This window comes from Leptospira alstonii serovar Sichuan str. 79601 (genome assembly GCF_000347175.1).
GTDB classification, from domain to species: Bacteria; Spirochaetota; Leptospiria; order Leptospirales; family Leptospiraceae; genus Leptospira; species Leptospira alstonii.
Map to the genome: position 1 here is coordinate 1 of NZ_ANIK01000027.1, position 18,169 is coordinate 18,169.

The 18,169-nt window shown below is 44.3% G+C and carries 12 protein-coding genes and 1 pseudogene; 3 read left to right on the plus strand and 10 right to left on the minus strand.

Translation table 11 applies throughout. The annotated features are described in order from the left end of the window. Positions 1 to 167 (plus strand): annotated as a pseudogene (locus LEP1GSC194_RS05625) (IS4 family transposase); the annotation flags it as partial. A 355-nt stretch (positions 168 to 522) separates the two neighbouring features. On the opposite strand, the gene LEP1GSC194_RS05630 reads toward LEP1GSC194_RS05625, so the two are convergent. Genes LEP1GSC194_RS05630 through LEP1GSC194_RS05640 form a run of 3 tightly spaced genes read right to left on the minus strand, consistent with a single transcriptional unit; the run spans position 523 to position 2,665 of the window. Beyond that, positions 523 to 1,794: an adenylate/guanylate cyclase domain-containing protein gene (locus LEP1GSC194_RS05630; protein WP_020772722.1), complete on the minus strand. Its 1,272-nt coding sequence runs from the start codon at positions 1,792 to 1,794 to the stop codon at positions 523 to 525. Between the two features lie 2 nt (positions 1,795 to 1,796). After that, positions 1,797 to 2,201: a pyridoxamine 5'-phosphate oxidase family protein gene (locus LEP1GSC194_RS05635; protein WP_017810097.1), complete on the minus strand. Its 405-nt coding sequence runs from the start codon at positions 2,199 to 2,201 to the stop codon at positions 1,797 to 1,799. Then, positions 2,198 to 2,665 carry a hypothetical protein gene (locus LEP1GSC194_RS05640; RefSeq protein WP_020772715.1) on the minus strand — a complete coding sequence of 156 codons (468 nt, stop codon included), beginning with the start codon at positions 2,663 to 2,665 and terminating at the stop codon, positions 2,198 to 2,200. The genes LEP1GSC194_RS05635 and LEP1GSC194_RS05640 overlap by 4 nt, the downstream gene beginning before the upstream one ends. A 680-nt stretch (positions 2,666 to 3,345) precedes the next feature. Between LEP1GSC194_RS05640 and LEP1GSC194_RS05650 the strand changes: the two genes are divergently transcribed. Then, positions 3,346 to 3,843, plus strand: coding sequence for a GNAT family N-acetyltransferase (locus LEP1GSC194_RS05650; RefSeq protein WP_017810102.1), 498 nt, complete (start codon positions 3,346 to 3,348; stop codon positions 3,841 to 3,843). A gap of 50 nt (positions 3,844 to 3,893) precedes the next feature. Here the strand turns inward: LEP1GSC194_RS05650 and omp85 are convergent, their stop codons facing one another. Next, positions 3,894 to 5,507, minus strand: a complete 1,614-nt coding sequence (omp85, locus tag LEP1GSC194_RS05655) for an Omp85 family outer membrane protein (RefSeq protein ID WP_020772723.1) — start codon at positions 5,505 to 5,507, stop codon at positions 3,894 to 3,896. A gap of 583 nt (positions 5,508 to 6,090) precedes the next feature. Here omp85 and LEP1GSC194_RS05660 point away from each other — a divergent pair. Continuing rightward, on the plus strand, positions 6,091 to 9,822 hold the full coding sequence (locus tag LEP1GSC194_RS05660) for an Ig-like domain-containing protein (protein ID WP_020772718.1): 3,732 nt from the start codon (positions 6,091 to 6,093) through the stop codon (positions 9,820 to 9,822). A gap of 837 nt (positions 9,823 to 10,659) precedes the next feature. On the opposite strand, the gene LEP1GSC194_RS05670 is transcribed toward LEP1GSC194_RS05660, so the two are convergent. The 6 genes from LEP1GSC194_RS05670 to LEP1GSC194_RS05695 all read right to left on the minus strand — a co-directional run bounded on the left by LEP1GSC194_RS05670 (position 10,660) and on the right by LEP1GSC194_RS05695 (position 17,993). Further along, positions 10,660 to 10,872, minus strand: a complete 213-nt coding sequence (locus tag LEP1GSC194_RS05670) for a hypothetical protein (RefSeq protein ID WP_020772713.1) — start codon at positions 10,870 to 10,872, stop codon at positions 10,660 to 10,662. A 176-nt stretch (positions 10,873 to 11,048) separates the two neighbouring features. Further along, a complete protein-coding gene (locus tag LEP1GSC194_RS05675; RefSeq protein ID WP_020772707.1) occupies positions 11,049 to 11,849 on the minus strand; it encodes a hypothetical protein in 801 nt (266 codons plus the stop codon). Next, entirely contained in the window at positions 11,824 to 12,474 is a 651-nt protein-coding gene (plsY, locus tag LEP1GSC194_RS05680; protein WP_020772729.1) for a glycerol-3-phosphate 1-O-acyltransferase PlsY, read from the minus strand. The genes LEP1GSC194_RS05675 and plsY overlap by 26 nt, the downstream gene beginning before the upstream one ends. After that, on the minus strand, positions 12,471 to 13,934 hold the full coding sequence (gene der / locus LEP1GSC194_RS05685) for a ribosome biogenesis GTPase Der (protein ID WP_020772710.1): 1,464 nt from the start codon (positions 13,932 to 13,934) through the stop codon (positions 12,471 to 12,473). Before der ends, plsY begins: the two co-directional genes overlap by 4 nt. Before the next feature lie 24 nt (positions 13,935 to 13,958). Next, positions 13,959 to 14,441: an SsrA-binding protein gene (gene smpB, locus LEP1GSC194_RS05690; RefSeq protein WP_020772706.1), complete on the minus strand. Its 483-nt coding sequence runs from the start codon at positions 14,439 to 14,441 to the stop codon at positions 13,959 to 13,961. A gap of 519 nt (positions 14,442 to 14,960) precedes the next feature. Further along, positions 14,961 to 17,993 (minus strand): AAA family ATPase, encoded by a 3,033-nt coding sequence (locus LEP1GSC194_RS05695; RefSeq protein ID WP_020772719.1) that lies wholly within the window; start codon positions 17,991 to 17,993, stop codon positions 14,961 to 14,963. Positions 17,994 to 18,169 lie beyond the last annotated feature (176 nt).

Sequence of the window (18,169 nt, forward strand, 5' to 3'; positions counted from 1 at the left end):
CTCCTAAGGAAGAACCCGAGTTAGGAACCGTCTTACTGTGGATTGCTAAATTAGGCGGGCACTTGGCTCGCAATTCCGATGCTCCTCCGGGCCCCCTTACCATTTTTAAAGGCCTCATGAGAGCTATGGAAATCGGGTTTATGTTTAAATTACTCACGAAAACCTAACTTGTGGGTAAGGTTATGGCTCTCTATGGATCGCGTTCCTACGGGTCGCGAAAGGTTTAACTCAATTTCGCTTCCTACGGGTCGCGAAATAGGAGGGCGGGAAGACTCGGGAGATTTTTCTTTATCAGAAAATCATACTTTTTGCAAGTAAAAAGCTCCATTCTTGTCGGAACACTTGCATATTAGATGTTAGGGACGAGTGGATAGGAATTAGGAACAGTTGTATGTTATGTACGTAAAGTCCTAAAGCCTAATCACTCGCCACTTGAAACGCTTGCGCTTTAGTTCTGCAATGCGAAAGCGTTGGCTCTTAGCAAAGCTAAGAAATAGCGATCCATAGAGTCCTACTTTAGTTTCATCCGCGATTTTCGATCTTATAAACCTTGATCGGCTGAGACTTTCCTTTTACGGTTACCTCGTCCAAAAAGGAATGTGCAAAACGACTCGCGTCCCGAAGAGAAGCGATCGTAACTTCGCTCGCAATGATCGAACATCCGAACTGTTTCGTAAGTCCCTCGATTCGAGAAGCAAGATTTACGCTATCACCGATTACGGTTCCTTCCATACGATTTTCATGACCTATAATTCCGAGCATCAAGTGACCCGTATGAATTCCAATGCCGATATCGATGGGGTCCTGGTTTTGATTTTTTCGAAGTTCGTTGAATTTTTTAAGCGCGCCGAGCATGGCTAAAGCCGCCTCGACCGCATTTTCCGCACGGGCCGGAAAGATCGCCATAATCGCGTCTCCGATAAACTTATCGATAAAACCGTTATGTTCCCGAATTACGGGGGCGATCATTCCCAAATAATCGTTGATAAATCGAAAATTCTCGCTTGGAGTCATCTTTTCGGAAAGTGTCGTAAAACCGCGAATGTCGGAGAACATCACGGTCATCAAACCCTCCGTTTGATCGGCCAATTGAACCTCCAAAATCGATTTTTTACCGAGAAGAGGTAACAACTCCTTCGGCACAAAACGGCTGTAGGCTTCCGACAATTGTTGCTGAGTATGATACGCGGCTGCGTTTTCGATCGCTACCGCGATCTGATTCCCTACAACGCTCAGGATCACTTCGTCCAAAAGTTTAAATGCGTTCATCTCCGAACTTTCCACGGCAAAAACACCGAGCAGCTTATCTTTGACAAGCAATGGAATTGCGATCTGACTTTTTGCATCCTTCAAACCGGGAAGTTCGATCTGTTTTTCCTCCCTTCCCATGGATTGTCCGATCTGTCCCGCATAACGCATCTGCGTAGTAATTCCGACCATACGCATGATCTTTTTTCTTTTCGCAACGACGCCGATCACACCCTGGCCGAATTCAACCTTGGCGCCCACGCCGCCGTCTTCGTATCCTCGACTCGCTTTGACGCTAAGAGATTCGGTGCCTTCTTCCACCATCAAAATCATAGCGTGTTTGAAACCGAAGACTTCATCCATTACCATCATGATCCGGTCGAAAATTTTCTCAAGATCCAAAGTATTGAGAATCTCCGCCGAAATGGACTGGATGATTTCGACCTCCCTGGTCTTTCTATGCAGTTTCTGATTGAGGTCTTCGATTCCTTTCTGATTTTCGACGAATTGTTTTTTGAAATCTTCGATTTCTTGGTTGTCTGACACGATTAAGGCTCCTTAGCTTCCGTAAATTTCCGCACGGAACGTACTTCGAAGATATCGGCCGCTTTGAGTTTAAATACGTCGCTCATTCCGGACATCGAAGCGATCGCTTCGAGTTGCATTTCCATAGCCTCAAACAATTCGCCATCGGTTTCCGTTCTCTGATAATAGATATCGAGCAGCCAAGGTTCCAGATCTTCTGGATTTAAAACCTGAATGATCGCGTGTTTGTTTTCAACGACGTTCTTATGCGTCTTTCCGAAAAATTGATTCGATATAGCCAAATGAGTAGCGTCCACTTGATAGACCTGGCTCACGATCGTCGCATTGGGAATCCCTTCTTTCGAACAAGTTACCATGATGCTGGGAACGATTCCCTGTAAACAAGGTTGTAAATCTTCTGGGATCATTTCAATTTTTCTCCTGCCTTAATTCCGGGCGACTGATCGAAAAGTTCCGACAACTCAAAGGTAATGGCAAGCGCCGGATGGATGATATATTTTCTCCAACCTTCTCCGGCCTTAGGACCGAAAAAAAGCGCGCTGTTTTCCGCTCCCGCCTCTCGGACGGTTTTCATCAATTCGTAATCGGATTCCGTGCAATCTTTTATTTCCTGAACCGTTCCTTTATACTGGCGGGTTTTAAAATTAGCCATGTGTGCAACGGTAGCAGCAATCAACTTGTTGTTTTCTATATCCTTCAAACACGGAGCTGCAACCGCCTTCGGGACCATTACGGTCATATGTTTTTGGTCCTCACTCATTCGAATTGCGAATGCTCGTGCGAAATGAGGTTTCAATTCCGCGTCTCTCGTGGCGATACTGATGGACAACGGTCCGACCAGATCACCCATTTCTTCTTGGGTCAAAGTCATATTTTTTAAGCCTCCGATAAAAAAGCAAATTTGGTTTCGTTTCAAGAATCCGTACGGTTTCAAAAAGATAGAAACGATGTTTTTTAAATCTTACAAACGATCGACCAAAAAACCGATTCGAATTTTCAAGATTACGAATTTTCAATATACTCAATTTCCCGTTTTGGGATCCCAGTGCATCTCATTTTTGAACTCGAAAATGGATTCGTAAATAGGATAAAAACCGATTCAGGTTTTTTTGGGAAAAATTTTATTTTTGAATAAAATCGCTTCAAAAGAAAAATTTATCGTATTCGGATTCAATCGATTGTTTGGCTTCGTATTTTATCTGAAAAACTATTTTAGGAAATTCTTTTCCGTTCCATTGGATCGGAAAAATGAAAATTCAAAGAATTGGATTTATAATAACACGAGACTTGAAACGGGATCTAAGATTTATAGCTCGGACGCGTAAATCCCTTTTGCAAATGGTTTCTATTTATTTTTTAGAGAGAGTATTCTTTTTTATAAACTATGCAAGCTTTAACGATTCGTCGTAGAGTTCCCTCGAAAAAGGGTTTTGCATGTAAAATCCGAAGAAATACCCAACGATTTGAATCCGCAAAATATTGGATGCAAATAAACGAACTTTTTGAATTCTTAGAAAATCGGTTTCCGATCCGAAATCGACCCCATCCGTTATGACCAAATCCAAAACGAACTCAGGAAAATTTCAAATCGCCAATCTTCTTCCGGAACATAGAGAAGCCGCAATCGAAATCGTAAATCAATTCTTTCGTCTCGTCAATTCATTCCAATTGGACGGAATATTCAAGATTCGTCCTCGCGCGGGAACCAAGATGATCGACGTTTATCTAAAGCTGAGAGGTACGGGAAAAGTCCTTCTACTCGGCGGTTTTTTGGGAGAAGAACTCGTTTCGATCCTGATTGCCAGAACCGAAGACAAACCTTATCTTGAAGAGCAGAAAATTCTTTTTATCGACTTGGCCGTTACCAAACGCGGAAAACAAAAATCGGGTTACATGAAACCGTTGGTTCTCGCCTGCGAATCCTGGGCAAAAGATCAGTCTTTCAAAAGTATCGAACTGAGGGCGATCACCGAAAACGAAAATGCCGTTTCCTTCTGGAAGGCGATGGGTTACGATCCGTTTTTTATTCGTTTTAGAAAATCGGTTTAAAATTTTGGAATATACTTTGGAATTGTCGTTTTAAAAAGAGATGGGATCTTTCAAAATGCGTGATTGAAATCCACGAACGTCTGAGTATCTTCCCGCGACTTCGCAAAGTCGATCAGGATCACCGTTGCCTGATTCCAGATGATTCTAAGTCCTCCTCCCCAGGAATGTTTATAACCTTGAAGGTTGATTCTTTTTTCGGAATCCCAAACGCGACCTACGTCGTAAAACGGAACGAAACTCAAGGTAAAAAGTTCATCTAATATTTTGAATGTGGCAAATCTCCATCGAAACTCCGCGCTTCCGAAACCGACCACGGGAGCGACAAAACGATCTTGGCGATAACCGCGCATCGTCTGAAGGCCCCCGATGCCGGTCATGGTTCCGTCCAAACTCCACATGTACCTCACTTCGGAAAAAGGGGCTGCGGAAGAAGTATAACCTAACGCGCCTCTCGTCGCAAAAACCAATTCTTCAAAAACACTTGGAAAAATCTTATAAAAGTATTTCGTCTGAAAGAAAATTTTATTGTAATTAAAATCCGAACCGGTGCGTTTCGAAACGTTCGCCATATTCAATTCTACTAATATTCCCCTATCCGGATCCGGCTCGAAATCACGGGTGTCGTAAGCGATACCCGCTCTTAAATAAACGATATCTCCGCCGTTATATCCCTTGATTTTTCCCGCCTTGTAGTCTTCCGTCAGTTTTGATTCCCCGTTCGGAACCGCGGTTTCCCAAAGACTTCCCGCAAAGTAAGGATCCTTGGATAGATTCCAGATTCCGTCGGAATGACCGATGATATTCTTGGAAATTTCGTTTGCGATCACCCATTTCCAAGCCCTCCAAAAAGTATAATCGATGCCGTTAAAAAGAGTCGTCGAATTGAACAGATATTGATTGTATCCCTGATCGCTTACCGTAGGAAAAATTTCCGAACGAGAAGGACGAGTGTAGGATTGAGACGCCTCGTAAGCATCAAAACGTGCGTTGGTTATCCGACCGATTTCCGGAAGATTTCTCGGACGATAGGAAAGAGATTGAAGGGAAGATTCCCCGATCCCAAAATATTGAGAATTCGGATTGTAATCCAGACTAAGGCTGCTCTTCCATCGAAACGCCGTATTGAAGATATAAGGAGAATCGAACTGGATAAAATGATTCTTTACCCCTTCATTGGTTTGAAACAATTGAAACGTAAGTTTACTTCGATAGGCCTCGTACTCATAGTATAAATCGGTTTTTTTTCCGTTGAAGAATATACTGGCGCGAATTCCACCACCCTGCCCTCTCACAGGATCGGAACTCAAAAGCGGAACGGCCGTCACATACCAACCTTCCTTTTTCTCCGCAAGTTCGCCCGGCTCCAATCGTTTCCCTTCGTCCAAAGGAATTCGTACCTGAGGCAACGTGAGTTCGGCGGTTGAAAGATTGGGTGAATCCAGCCCTTGCATCCAAGGACTGGACGGCGCTTGAAGCTCAATGTTGCTGCCTGCGGTCGCAACATAATGCGAAAATTCCTTCGGAATTTCTGCTGCAATCGCTTTCGCATTTGTAATATCGAACTTATATTGAGGTAGTCCTTCGCCGAAAATCGGTGAGAAATTCCCCACGGCAACAATCCAAAAACAGGTCCAAATCCAAACGCTGATAAAAAAACGATCCATGATTATCCGAAAATTTCTCTTTCCAGAAAGGTTTCATCGGAAGTTTTGTATAGATTTATATTCATCTGGAAAATGATTCTCTGCCAAATTTAACTCTCCTCTCTTGGGAGCCTCTAAAACATGCATTTTTTTCAAATCTATATTATAGAATGCTATAGAAGAACGTTTTGTACTTATCCAAATATCGAGACGAAAGTTTTTAGAGATTCCATCTTTATAAAAACATACGGCCTATAATTGAGAATTTTTGACCTCTTCTATCCAAATGCCCTCTTTTCTTCATTGAATTCAGCTTAGATTTCAATACTTCCAGAAATGTACACTTAAATCTCTAGAGAATCCATAGGATTTAACGAAGAAAGTGTTACTTACTGTAGACAATCCTTAAGCCAAAGCGGCATTCACTCGATAGTTCAACTTATCGGTTAAAAAATAAATATCAAGTTATAACATAATTGGTGTTTAGGCCCGAACTGAGCTATTCTTCTCTCATCACTCAAGTGAAAAGTCCAAAGTCTCAATTCATTTTAAAATTTTTTCTAAAGCTAATTTTAATACAACACTGTGATCGCTGGAGCTTTCTATGAACGCATACGCAAAAATTCTTATTTCTTTTTCCATTTTAATTTTCGGGAGCATCGGTTGTGTTCAAGGAAAAGAAAATTCAAGTATTCCCTTTCTTGCCTATTTGGATTTCGGCGATTCTAAGACGGCGTCCTCTACGTTCAGCGTTTCTCAAATTTCTCCCGGGCCCAATGTCACTGGCGTTTCGTTGAACACATCCGTACAAGTGGGTTTCAGTCAAAAATTGGATTCCTCCAGCATTCAATCCCAATCCATTCAAATTACTCAGGGAAACGCTGTCATCCCCGGAACGATCACATCCGACGAAAAAACTATTTTGTTCAATCCTACTTCCCCACTGGCCGCTTCCAAAGTTTATACGGTTCGCGTTTCAAAAGATATAAAATCGGCGGAAGGTTCTTCTCTTTCGGAAGAAACCGTTTGGAATTTTACAACCTCTTCCCTTCTTGACGCAGTCGCACCCGCCCTGTCTCTAAGAACTCCAGCAGTCGGAGCGACTTTAGTTCCCAATAATACTTCCGTTCAAGTTTCCTTTACGGAAACCATGGATTGTACTTCTCTTGATAACACGATCCTTACGTTGAAAAACAATATTACCAATATTCAAGAACCTGCAAATGTTGCCTGTTTGGGTTCCGTCGTAACCCTAAATCCTACAAATCCTCTCGGCCTCACATTCAATACAACCTATAAAGTAGATCTTCTATCGACGGCAAAAGATCTCGCCAATAACCCGCTTCCCAATGCGTATAACTGGACTTTCACTACGGGAGCTGCTCCCGATGCGACTCCTCCTACGGTTACTTTTGTAAGTCCCGCTCCCAACGCACAAAACATTGCGACTGGCGGCGCGGTGAGCATCGCTTTTAGCGAACCGGTCGATTGTACTACGATTCCGGGAAATATCGTTTTGGATGATAATCCTCTTCTGCCCGGAACAATAGCTGGAACTCCGGGTTGTACTACGGGAACCACCGCTACCTTCACTCCCTTGGCTCCTCTGGCGCCTAACAAGGTTTACACTCTCACCATCATTTCTGCCGCAATTACCGATTTGTTTAACAACCCACTCACAGCCGTTCCTCCCTTAACTTTTACGACAGGACCGGCTCCCGATTTAATTCAGCCTCAGGTTTCTTTTACCGCTCCAGCCGCAGGCGCAACTGATGTGGGAGTTAATATCAATCCTACCATCGTCTTCAGCGAACCGATGAACTGTACCTTAGTTAACAGCGCCTCTTTCCGATTGAGACTGCAGGCTACACCCGGTGTATATCTGGCGGGAAGTGTAAACTGTTTTGGAACATCGGCTACTTGGATACCGGACCCTCTCATCAATCCCACTCTCGCTTTCAATACGCTTTATACGGTGGAAGTCAACGCAAACCCTACCGACTTATTTAATAATTTCCTCGTTCCGATTACTTGGAATTTTAGAACCGGTCCAGGGCCGGATCTCACTCCTCCGAACGTTGTGCTCGTGACACCCGCAAACGGCGCGTTAGGCGTAGCCGTCAACGGGGGAGTAAGTATCGCTTTTGACGAAACGATCAGTTGCGGTACGATTGGAGGAATCACTTTGGATGATGATCCTTTGACTCCGGCTACCGTAGTGGACATCAATATCAACTGCAATGGAAACACGGTTTCTTTTGCTCCAACGGCGTTATTGGCATTCAATCAAACATACACGGTAAAAATCGCAAATACGGTAACCGACAGCAATAATATTGCCTTAAATGGAGGAGACTATATTTGGTCTTTTACCACCGGCCTAGCTCCCGACTCCACTCCGCCTCAGATTTCTTTGGTAAGTCCTTTACCCGGTGCGACCGGTTTGGCTACCAATTCTACAATTACGGTTTCTTTTAACGAAACGATTGATTGCGCGAGTTTGAATCTTACGGTCAACAACGGAATCTTAGTTACCAAGAATTGCTCCGGTGCCTCGGCTACTTTTGTTCCCAACGCAGGAACACCTCTCAATGCGGGAACCACTTATACGGCTACCCTAGTAAACGTAAATGATCTTCAGGGCAATCCGATGACAGCCCTTCCTCCCGCTTTTAGCTGGGTTTTTACCACGGGACTTGCGCCGGACGTAACACCGCCGACTATCACAATTCAAAACGCGAGAAATAACACCGTAATCGAATCCGGATTCATCATCGGAACCGCTGCGGACGACAGGTCCGTTGCGAGTGTGGAAGTTTCCGTCGACGGTGGAGGATTTACGAATGTAAACGTAACCGGAACCACTTCCTGGAAATACAAACTTCCGACCGATGGTGCAACCTGGCGTCCTTTCTCCCAACATACGATAACCGTACGAGCTATAGATTCTTCGAACAATATGACTACGGTAGCGCTACGACCTACGGTTAGTGTAAGAAAAGGAACGAACAAAGATATCAACGGAGACGGATACGTGGATTTCATTTCCGCGCAGTTCGGAGCCGGGGTTGTATATATTTTTCATTCTTCGGGAACGAACGGGATTACGATTCCCAATGCCCCATCCGCAAGCCGCATTATTTCCGGAAACGCGGCTGATGAATTCGGACGAGGCCTTACGATGGGCGACATCAATGGGGACGGATACGCGGATGTAATCGTAGGAGCCCCCGCTCAAAACGCAAACACCGGTGGGGTTTATATCTTTCATTCTTCCGGAAGTGCGGGAATCAATATAACCTTTGCCGGATTTGCGTCTACCATCATCACCGGAGGGGCTGCCGGAGACACTTTTGGATCCAGCCTCGCGACGGGAGATATCAACGGAGACGGGTATGCCGACTTAGTCGCGGGAGCTCCCAATTGGAACGGTAGCAGGGGCCGAGTCCATATTTTTCATTCCCCAGGTGCGACAGGAATTGTGGCCAACAACGCAGGTGCAGCTACGTTTACTCGAACGGATCCGGCGAACACCGGGCTAGATCGTTTCGGTTACTCGCTTGCTACGGGAAGGACGGACGGTGACAATTTCTCGGACGTAGTCATCGGCTCTCCCGGTTTTAATGGTGTAAGAGGTCGAGTGTACATCTATCGTGCAACGGCTACGGGCGGCGCAGGCGGAACCCCCGGCCTCGATGGTGGATTGGCTCCTGCAGCGACTACTTTAGGTAATAATTCCGCTGCGGCGGTCGGTGGTTTAGGCACTCACATTGCTACAGGAGATGTAAACGGAGACGGTTTTACAGACGCCGTTGTTTGTGCCTTTAGCTTAGGTGCTACCTTACAAGGACAAGTAGGCGTTTTCACCTCCGGAGGGGCCGGAGGGATTGCAACCGCTGCCAGTGTAGGCGGGGCCCCCCTCACATTTACAGGAACTTTGCTAACGGGTCAATTCGGTTATGGAGTAACGGTTCAGGATTTAAATGGGGACGGAAGAGCGGACGTTGTAATTTCTGAACTCTTTACGGCTCCTAACAGTAGAACTCATGTATTTATGACTCCAACTGCAGGTCCAATCGGAGGCGCCCTGACCACAGCAGCTGCGACAATCACAATGGTAATGAATGGCCTTAATGTCAGTAATTACACTCCCTTATCCGGAGGGGACGTAAACGGAGACGGGTATACGGATCTGATCTTCGGATGGGCCAACAGTCTATATACCTTCCATTCTACGGCCGCCGGTTTAACTACAAATGACCCGAACGCCGCGTCCTCTATCATCCTACCATCCTTAACCCTACCGGGGGCGGGGTTCGGTGAGAGCGTATATTGAAGTAACTCAATTAAAACCGTTATACTTTACAGTTTTGTTGTATAGCGTTCCAATGAATGAGTTAGGGGACGGACTTTGAAAAATCAAAGTCCGTCTTAAAACTTCCAAAGATCGGTTCTGGTCGTACCAGCAACGAGTTTGGATCCGGTTTCTAAAGAGAAAATAAAATCCATAAAGCACAAGGTTCACTCCGAGAAACTTTTCTCGGAGTGAACGAGTTTTAAGAGTTCGATTTTGAGTTTGCCCCAGCCGTTCCCGACTCTCTCTCGCAGGAAGAGTTCATTCTTATTGAATGTTTTTCTAAACTTCCTTAAGCACCTATTATTTTCTGTACAGAATATACAGCTGCTCCTAATTCCTAGCCACTCGTCCCTAACATCAAGTATGTAGGAGTTCCCACGTTTCTATGGGTCGTTTTGAGACAAACTCAAAATCTCTTGACGAGACGACAAATACGTTTACATAACGTATGAAGTACGAAATTAGAAATCAAGAGGGCAATTGAATGAAATCTTATTACAAATTAAAAATGATTATTGCTCTTGTAATGTTAAATAACTGTACAATTTCCAATGCCGGACCTCTTAACGATGAGATATCGAACTTTGCGGAAAGATGTGGTGCGGATTTTATTGTATTTCTCTCAGAATGCGCAACCGATAATTCATCCAAATCAAACATCGCCTGCCTTGCGATTCTAAACGATTATTCTAAAAATTGTTTATAATATAAGGTCCGCCCTCTGAACGTAGAAACCCTGCTAGAAAAGTCTTTTACGTTAAATTAAAAGGAATTTCTCGAAATCAATAGGATGGATCTTAAAAAGAATTCGATAAACTACGCGTTCAAATCGATCAGATAACCGCGACGAGTCGCTTGATCGTCCGTGTTGACTCCGACCTTGGCGATGTTTCTCGCTCCCGAGTTTACGTTTTCCAAATCGGAAAGAGGATGCAAACGGTCGGGCATATTACGAAGCGTAAATTCGGATTTGGAAAACTGTCTGGCGCCCGTGGAGCTTTGAAGTGCAAAATTAATTTCTTTGAGCATGACTGCGAATTTCCTTTTTTGTTCAACGTAACACTAAATTTAGAACTTTGTAAAGCCAAAATCGCGTCGGTAGAAACAACCTGAAATTCCGCGCAAGAACCCGCATGTCCCATTTTCCTACAAAGGAAAATTTTCAGATCTTGTCGTACCCGCCTCCGCATCGGCACAAAAAAGATTTAAAGACCGTCGAAATTGAAATTTTCCGGAATTTCAATCGCCTCCGTTTCCTCTTCCCGTTCCATTGTATGACCGTGATGCCTATCTCGAGCGTGTTTTTTTTGAATGATAGGCTCTTCCGATTCCGTCACGAAAGATTGTTTCTGCTGCGATACTTCGAGTTCAGGCTCGCCTTCTTCCTTCATCTTCATAAGAAGTGAAAATCCTTTCTGTTCTTTTACGAACTCGGGAAAGTATTCGTAGAATAATTTTGCGGATACGATCCGAAAACTCGCGGGATACGCGCTTTTATAAGTGTTCGAAAGTTCCACATCAGGCAATTGCTGGAATCCGATTTGGTCCTCGAAATCGTTGAATTCCTGTTTGGTGAACACGGGCATTTTTTCCGTGATGAGATCCTTGAGAATAATCCAATCCAACTTGAATCTCATTCGATATCCCTGAAACGCGGCGGATCTTTGTATGAGATTGACCAATCGTTTGAGAGGATAATCGCGTTTTGCGTAAGGTGTCAGATAAATAAGAAGATATCTTTGTGAAAACCCGAGAGGTTCCCAAACTTTTTCCGGAGAAGGTTTGCCTTCTTCCGATTTGAGGTCGTCCAGGATGGATTGTAGTTCGGGAACAACTTCGGCTTGATCCGAATAAAATTCCTGTTTTTCAACCTCCCCGAATTCTCCGCTATAAAGCCATTTGTATAAATCCGCGATCTCGAATACGGGATGATCCTGAAGAAATTGTTCTAAGACTTCTAACTTTTCCCTGCGGGTTTTGTTATCGTCGATCTCTCTCTGAATCACTTTTTGTATCCTCGTCTTTGACCGCAAACAACTCGGATTGATTTAAAATCCTAAGTATATTTTCTCTATGAGTCAGTATGATCCCGATAGAGATGAAAATCATGGTTCCTAAAACCCAATAAGAAACTTCTTCGTGTAAAAGTAGAATCGAGGAAATAGCATAAACGATCGGAAGAGTTAGGGAAGCGAAAATTGATCCGAGAGATACGAATTTAAAAATTTTATAAACGACCAAAAATACGAAAGCCGCTCCCAAACAGGCGATCGGAGTCAAAACTAAAAAGACGCCTAACGTAGTCGCGACCCCCTTCCCTCCTCTGAATCCTAAAAAGGGAGAAAACATATGACCTAAAACGGAAAGAGCGCCGCAGGCCAATTGAAACGGAACCCCGCCTTCGGGAATATAAACTCCGGAAAGATAAACGGGCAACATTCCCTTGGCAACGTCCAAGATCAACACCGGAAATCCGAATTTCCAGCCGATCAAACGACCCACGTTTGTGGCTCCAATATTCTTACTTCCTAATTTACGAATATCCATTCCGGCAAAACGAAGCGCGATCCAATATCCGAACGGAATCGAACCCGCGACAAAACTAAGCAGTGCAAAAACGAAAAAGTTCATTTTCGATCCGATCGAAACTCCAATCGAATCGGAATTCCCTGAAGGTCATAGGCCTCGGTGAGTTTCTTTTTCAAAAACGAAACCAGATTCGGTTTAAAGTATTCCACATGATTTACGAACAGGATGAGATGAAAAGGAGAAGTGGACACTTGTGTACAATAGAGCATCTTAGGCGGTTGGTGAGCCGAAAAGGATCTTCCGGCAAGCCCCATCCAAGACTTTAGATTTTTATTAAGTTCGGAAGTGCCGACCTTTCTGCGAGATCTCGTTGCAAGATCGAAGGAAAGATCCATTAGTTTTTGAACCCTGAGTTTTTCGGTGGCGCTGATCGTGATGATCGGTACTTCGTTTAACAACGGAAAACGGCTATAGAGTTTTTCCTTGTATTCCTTGAACGTTTTATCGGTTTTATCCTGGATGGAATCCCATTTATTGACCGCGATCAAAAACGGTTTCCCTTTTTCCTGGAGAAGAGAAGTGATTTTTTTATCGAAGTCTCCGAATCCTTTTTTTGCGTCCAAAAGATGAATCACGAGCTCGCTCGATTCGATCGCTTTGAGCGTTCTTTGATACGAATAAAATTCCAAGGCCTCGGCGGATTTGCTGTGCCTTCTAATCCCCGCGGTGTCGGTCAATAACAAACGTCTATCACCGAATTCTAATAAAGTGTCCACGGAGTCGCGGGTGGTTCCGGCCACCTCGCTGACCACGGCTCTTTCGTAACCGCAGATCGCGTTTAACAGACTGGATTTTCCGGAATTCGGTTTTCCGACGATCGCGAGCCTGAACTCGTAATCTTCTTCGGCGAGAGGAAGCGGTTGTGCTTCCTTCTTTTTGGAAGCGGAGATTTTTTCGATCCAAACCTTTCCCGGTTTATCACTTAAGAAAAACTTAATTTTCTCAAGTAATAGTCCGAGATTTTTTCTTCCGACCGCGGAGATGGGCAGAACTTCGGCAAGACCCATTCTGTAAAACTCTTCCAGATCGAACTCGTCCAGTTCCTTGTCCGCTTTGTTGACGCAGTAGATGATCGGTTTATTGGCGACCTTTTCCTCTTTTCTCAAATAACCCAGAAGCGTGTGGTCGGCTTTGGTGATCTGATTTTTATCGAGCAAAAAGACGATCACGTCCGATTCCTTCAACTGTCTATAAGCAGCTTCCAATATGGACTGGGAAAGCGAATCGGGATTTTCTATATCGAGCCCCGGAGTATCGCAGAGATAAAAATCAAGATCCTTATCCTCCTGATAGATTCTCGCGGAAAGAACGTCACGCGTCACACCGGGATAGTCTTCCGTAATCGCGAGTTTCTTTTTAAGCAGCGCGTTAAAGAGGGTCGACTTACCGACGTTCTGTCTTCCGACGATCGATACGACCGGAATTTTTTCTCCCGGTTTTTTGCGGGGAGCTTTGACCGGAAGGGCTTCTTCTACGGTCGTTTTTTTTTCGGCTTTTGCCATGATATTCCTGATTCTTTTCGCAACTCATTCGTAACGATTGGAGGATTTTAACGCTCGAGCGATCTCTTGCTGCGCGTCTTTTTTCTGCATGTCGTCCCGTTTATCGTGTATCTTTTTCGGCTTACCGACCGCGATCTCGACTTTGACCCGAAGGTTATCCTTAAAATAAACCTTGGTCGCGATGAGAACCAAACCCTTCTCTTTTACCTGACGATCCAACTTTTCGATTTCCTTCCTGTGAAGCAGTAGCTTTCTCGGACGAATTTCGGGATGATTTGTGTATCCTCCGTTTTTATACGGAGTGATGGAGAAATTTTCTAAAAAGACTTCGCCGTTTTTGATCTTGGCAAATGCGTCGGTGAGATTTCCTTTTTTTTCGCGAAGACTTTTGACTTCGGATCCGGACAATACGATCCCCGCTTCGATGAATGAAATCAGTTCGAAGTTAAACTTGGCCTTTTTGTTGACCAAAGGTGAATGTCCGGATTCTTCTTTTTTGTTTGCCATCTTATTTTTTTAAACCGACTTCGTCCGGTTTGATTGTATCGATTTTCTTATCTCTCGTCCCCATTATGAATCATCTTATCCTCGGTTAAACCTTATCGTGGGAGTTCCCGCAATCGCATCCTTTTTTTACGTCGATTCGGGGGGCAAAGGTCGATTTCTACGAAATTTGCGGAACTCAGATAGTGATTAGGAAATAGTGGTTAGATGTTTTTTGTAAAAGTAGGAACTCCCGAATTACAGAAAAACACCTGACATCTGATCCCTATCCACTGACATCTAAAACGTAGGAGTTCCCACAATCGAATCCTTTTTTTGCGCCGATCCGGGTCGACGGTACGATTTCTACGAAATTTGTGGGAACTACCACAAATTCGAGATCTCATTTAAGAAATCCGCTTAAAAAAACAGGCCGACCCTAAGAAAATTCACAAGAATGAGCAAAAGCGCCTAACTCACGATCATTTCAATCGATTACGGCAATTTGAAAACGCAACCCGAAGACGCTCAAAAATGTCCTCATCAATTTCTCATACTATGATGAGTCAAAATCAACCTGCCGAGTTCCGTCCCGATCAGATTGGGCATATTGTAAAAATTATCCGAAGTGATCTGGATGGAATCTTGAAACAGATGTTCCGCGATGTATCTCCTACCAAGCCCCACGCCTAAGAAGACGTAGTTTCGATTTTGATTTTTTAGAATTTCTGCATGTAGTTTGCGATTGTCCCTGGAATTGATCTCGTCGGAAACGTCCGCCTTTCCTCTTTGTCCCCGAAAATCGGAGATCATAACCGCGATTTTAGTCTGTGCTTCGGACGAAAAATACGATTCCACCTTTTCAAGGAGTTGGTATTCTTCCACGGAATCGCCCTGCCAATCGGTTCTGAGAAAATTAAACATCTCTTCTTCTTTTACTTCGTCGTAGGTTTCGTCCAGACGTTTGATCGGAATCAGATCGATACGATCCTTTTTGTTGTTTCGATCCGAATACGCGTGAATCGAAAAATCGACCTCGTGTTCTCTCAAGATATAAGCGGAAGAAAGCATCGCGGAGATCACCGCAACGGCATATTCGAAATTGAAGATTCTTCGGGACTTGGAGACGAGAAAGGCGACTTCCACACCTTTCAGTTTTTCCTCGTTCTTATCGATGATCGTACGATCGAAAACCTTACTGTCTCCTCTACCGGATAAAAAGGAAATATATTTACGAGTATCGATACGGTTTCCTTCGTTTCGATACATTCTCGTGATGTCGATTTCGGGATCAAAAAGACGGTCCAGATTGAGCTCAATGTCTTCCAGACTTTGACCGAACACTTCTTTGAATTCTTTCAAGGAAACTTGAATCGTGTAATCCCAGAGAATTTTCCGTTTGGCAAGAAATTGTTTATAGAGTTCTTCGGTGCGATAACCCCAGGCCCCGCCTCCGCCCGCGGGTTCGCCTTGGCCTTTATTGCCTCGGGTGTCCTGACCGTACCAAGCGTCGGCCCCTTCTTTCATCTGACCTCCCGTTTCCGGAGTGTCGATTTCAACTCCTCGTTTGAGAGGATTTCCGGAATTGAGAAGTTTGGCCTTACCGGTTAGCGCTTCTCGTTTATGAAGTTCGGGATTCCACCAACGTTTCTTTTCAATTTCGGTGGCCGTTGTCAGAGTTTTTTTTTTCTTATCCTCAAGAACCTTGAAGAAATCCGATTCGACTTCGATGCCGGACATTTGAAAGTCCAAAATCTTTTCGAGTTCCATTCTTTCCTTCGGATCGGCGATTTGGTTTGTGTAAGCGATCTTTCCGCCTCGAACCGCAACTTCTTTGAGACCGATTTCTCCGCCCTTCTCATCCGCGTAACGCAGAATATGATCCTTCCAAAAAAGAATATTAGAAAGTCCGAATAGATACGGTAAAAGGTTCGCGGAACCGATCGTTCTTTTTTTGGCTAGATCTCGGATCTTCGTATGAAAGGCCACCATCTTCAAAATCAAACCGTTGCCCGGAAGATAAAAGGAAAGAATTTCGGTTAACGTGGATTCGTCTTCGAGGTCGGGAAAAAGTACACTCGTAAAACGATTACGAAACGCCCTGGAAATCGTCGCGGTCGACTTGGATTTGCGGAAGAGTTTGAGCGCGAAGATTCTGGATTCTTCCGTGAGTTGGATCGGTTCGTTTCTTCCCGCTTCGGGAGGAAGCGTGAGAGATCGCGCGTCGTCTGTTAACATATTCAATTTTTCTACTAATTCCGCGCCCGCCGCTTCCAAGTTCGTGATGAGAATGTTTCCGCCTTCTCGGATCCCGCGAGTCAGAGGGCCGTCCACCCAATCCACTTTGGAACCGTCGATCGGTTTCAAGGCTCCGATGATATCCGAAGTATGAATTCCCTTACAAAGGCTGACCGTCTCCAGAGGAAGCCCCGAAATTTCGGTGAACAAAGGAAGTAAAATCTGAGGATCCTGTTCTTCCGAATACTCAATCAAAACGTTTTCTTGAAACTGAACGGCCGTAAAAATTTTCTCGGAGAATTCCCGAAGTTTGAGAGGAAGAGGAACCCCGCCTAACAATTCTTTGGCGCGATTTTCGTCCCGGACGGGAACCGCCTTATCGTTGCAGAACAAAAGTCCCTTGTGAATCTGAAAACTCGGTTCGGGAAGTTCCGGAGTCATTTTCAAACCCGATTCGCCGAGCAACAATTCGATCTGAAAATCCCTGTCCTCTTTTTTGCGAAAAGGTTCCACGTAAAAATTCCAAAATTCTCTAAACTGAAGTTCGCTCGTGTCCGCTTTTAAACCCAAGAGACGATTGCAAAGTTTTTTCAAATTTCGAATATTGAAATGATACTTTTCCAGATCTCCCTTTCCGAGTTTACCGGTAACGACTCGATTTTCCGTTTCCAAAGAAATTCGAATACAAGATCGAAGCAAAGATTCGCTCAAAGCAGGATAAAGTTTTTTTAATATAAAAAGAATTTCATCCGGAGTATGAGGATCGATAAAAACCACGGAGAAAAAACGAGTGATGTCGAACGGTAGCGGCTTTCTTCCCTCGAAACCTTCGGATGGGTTTTGAGTTCCGATAAAATTAAAACCGTCGCCGCTGTAAATTCTGGAACCGTCCCCTTCGATTAACTCCAAATAGGCGGACTCGTAAACCGTGGAGAATCGTTTGATAATATGAGGAGGACAAAGGTTCATCTCGTCCGCGACAAAACTCTGCCCCGAACGAATCGCCGCGGTCAACGGACCGTCGGACCAAACAAACCCTCTTCCGTCCATCAGGATTCGATACGAACCGATCAGATCTTCGGGAAGAGTATCCTCGTTAAAGCTGAAACGAGAAGTCGGATGTTTTCTTTTATAATTGATGTAATAGATAAGCGCGTTCTTCCCCACTCCGGCGTCTCCGACGAGAAGCACGGGTTTGCCTTCCGACAACGGATAAAGAATATTGGATAAGTTACGAACTGTGGAGTCGGTCTCGACGAGATCGGATCCGAGATTTCCAGAATTGATTCCGGATTTTGAAACGGGGACATTCAGACCGGCGATTTTTACGGTTTCCATAACTCAAAGTTTCTCCCTTAGAATCCTCTGGCAACCCCAATTCCCGATTTTAAAAAAACATCCGTCGAAACGATAAACATCGTTTCATTTTCAATCTTTTGGAAAATAAAATCAAGCGTGTACCGCAGCTTGAATGTTTGACACACAAATTAGTTTTTCGAGAAGATTCTTTTTTA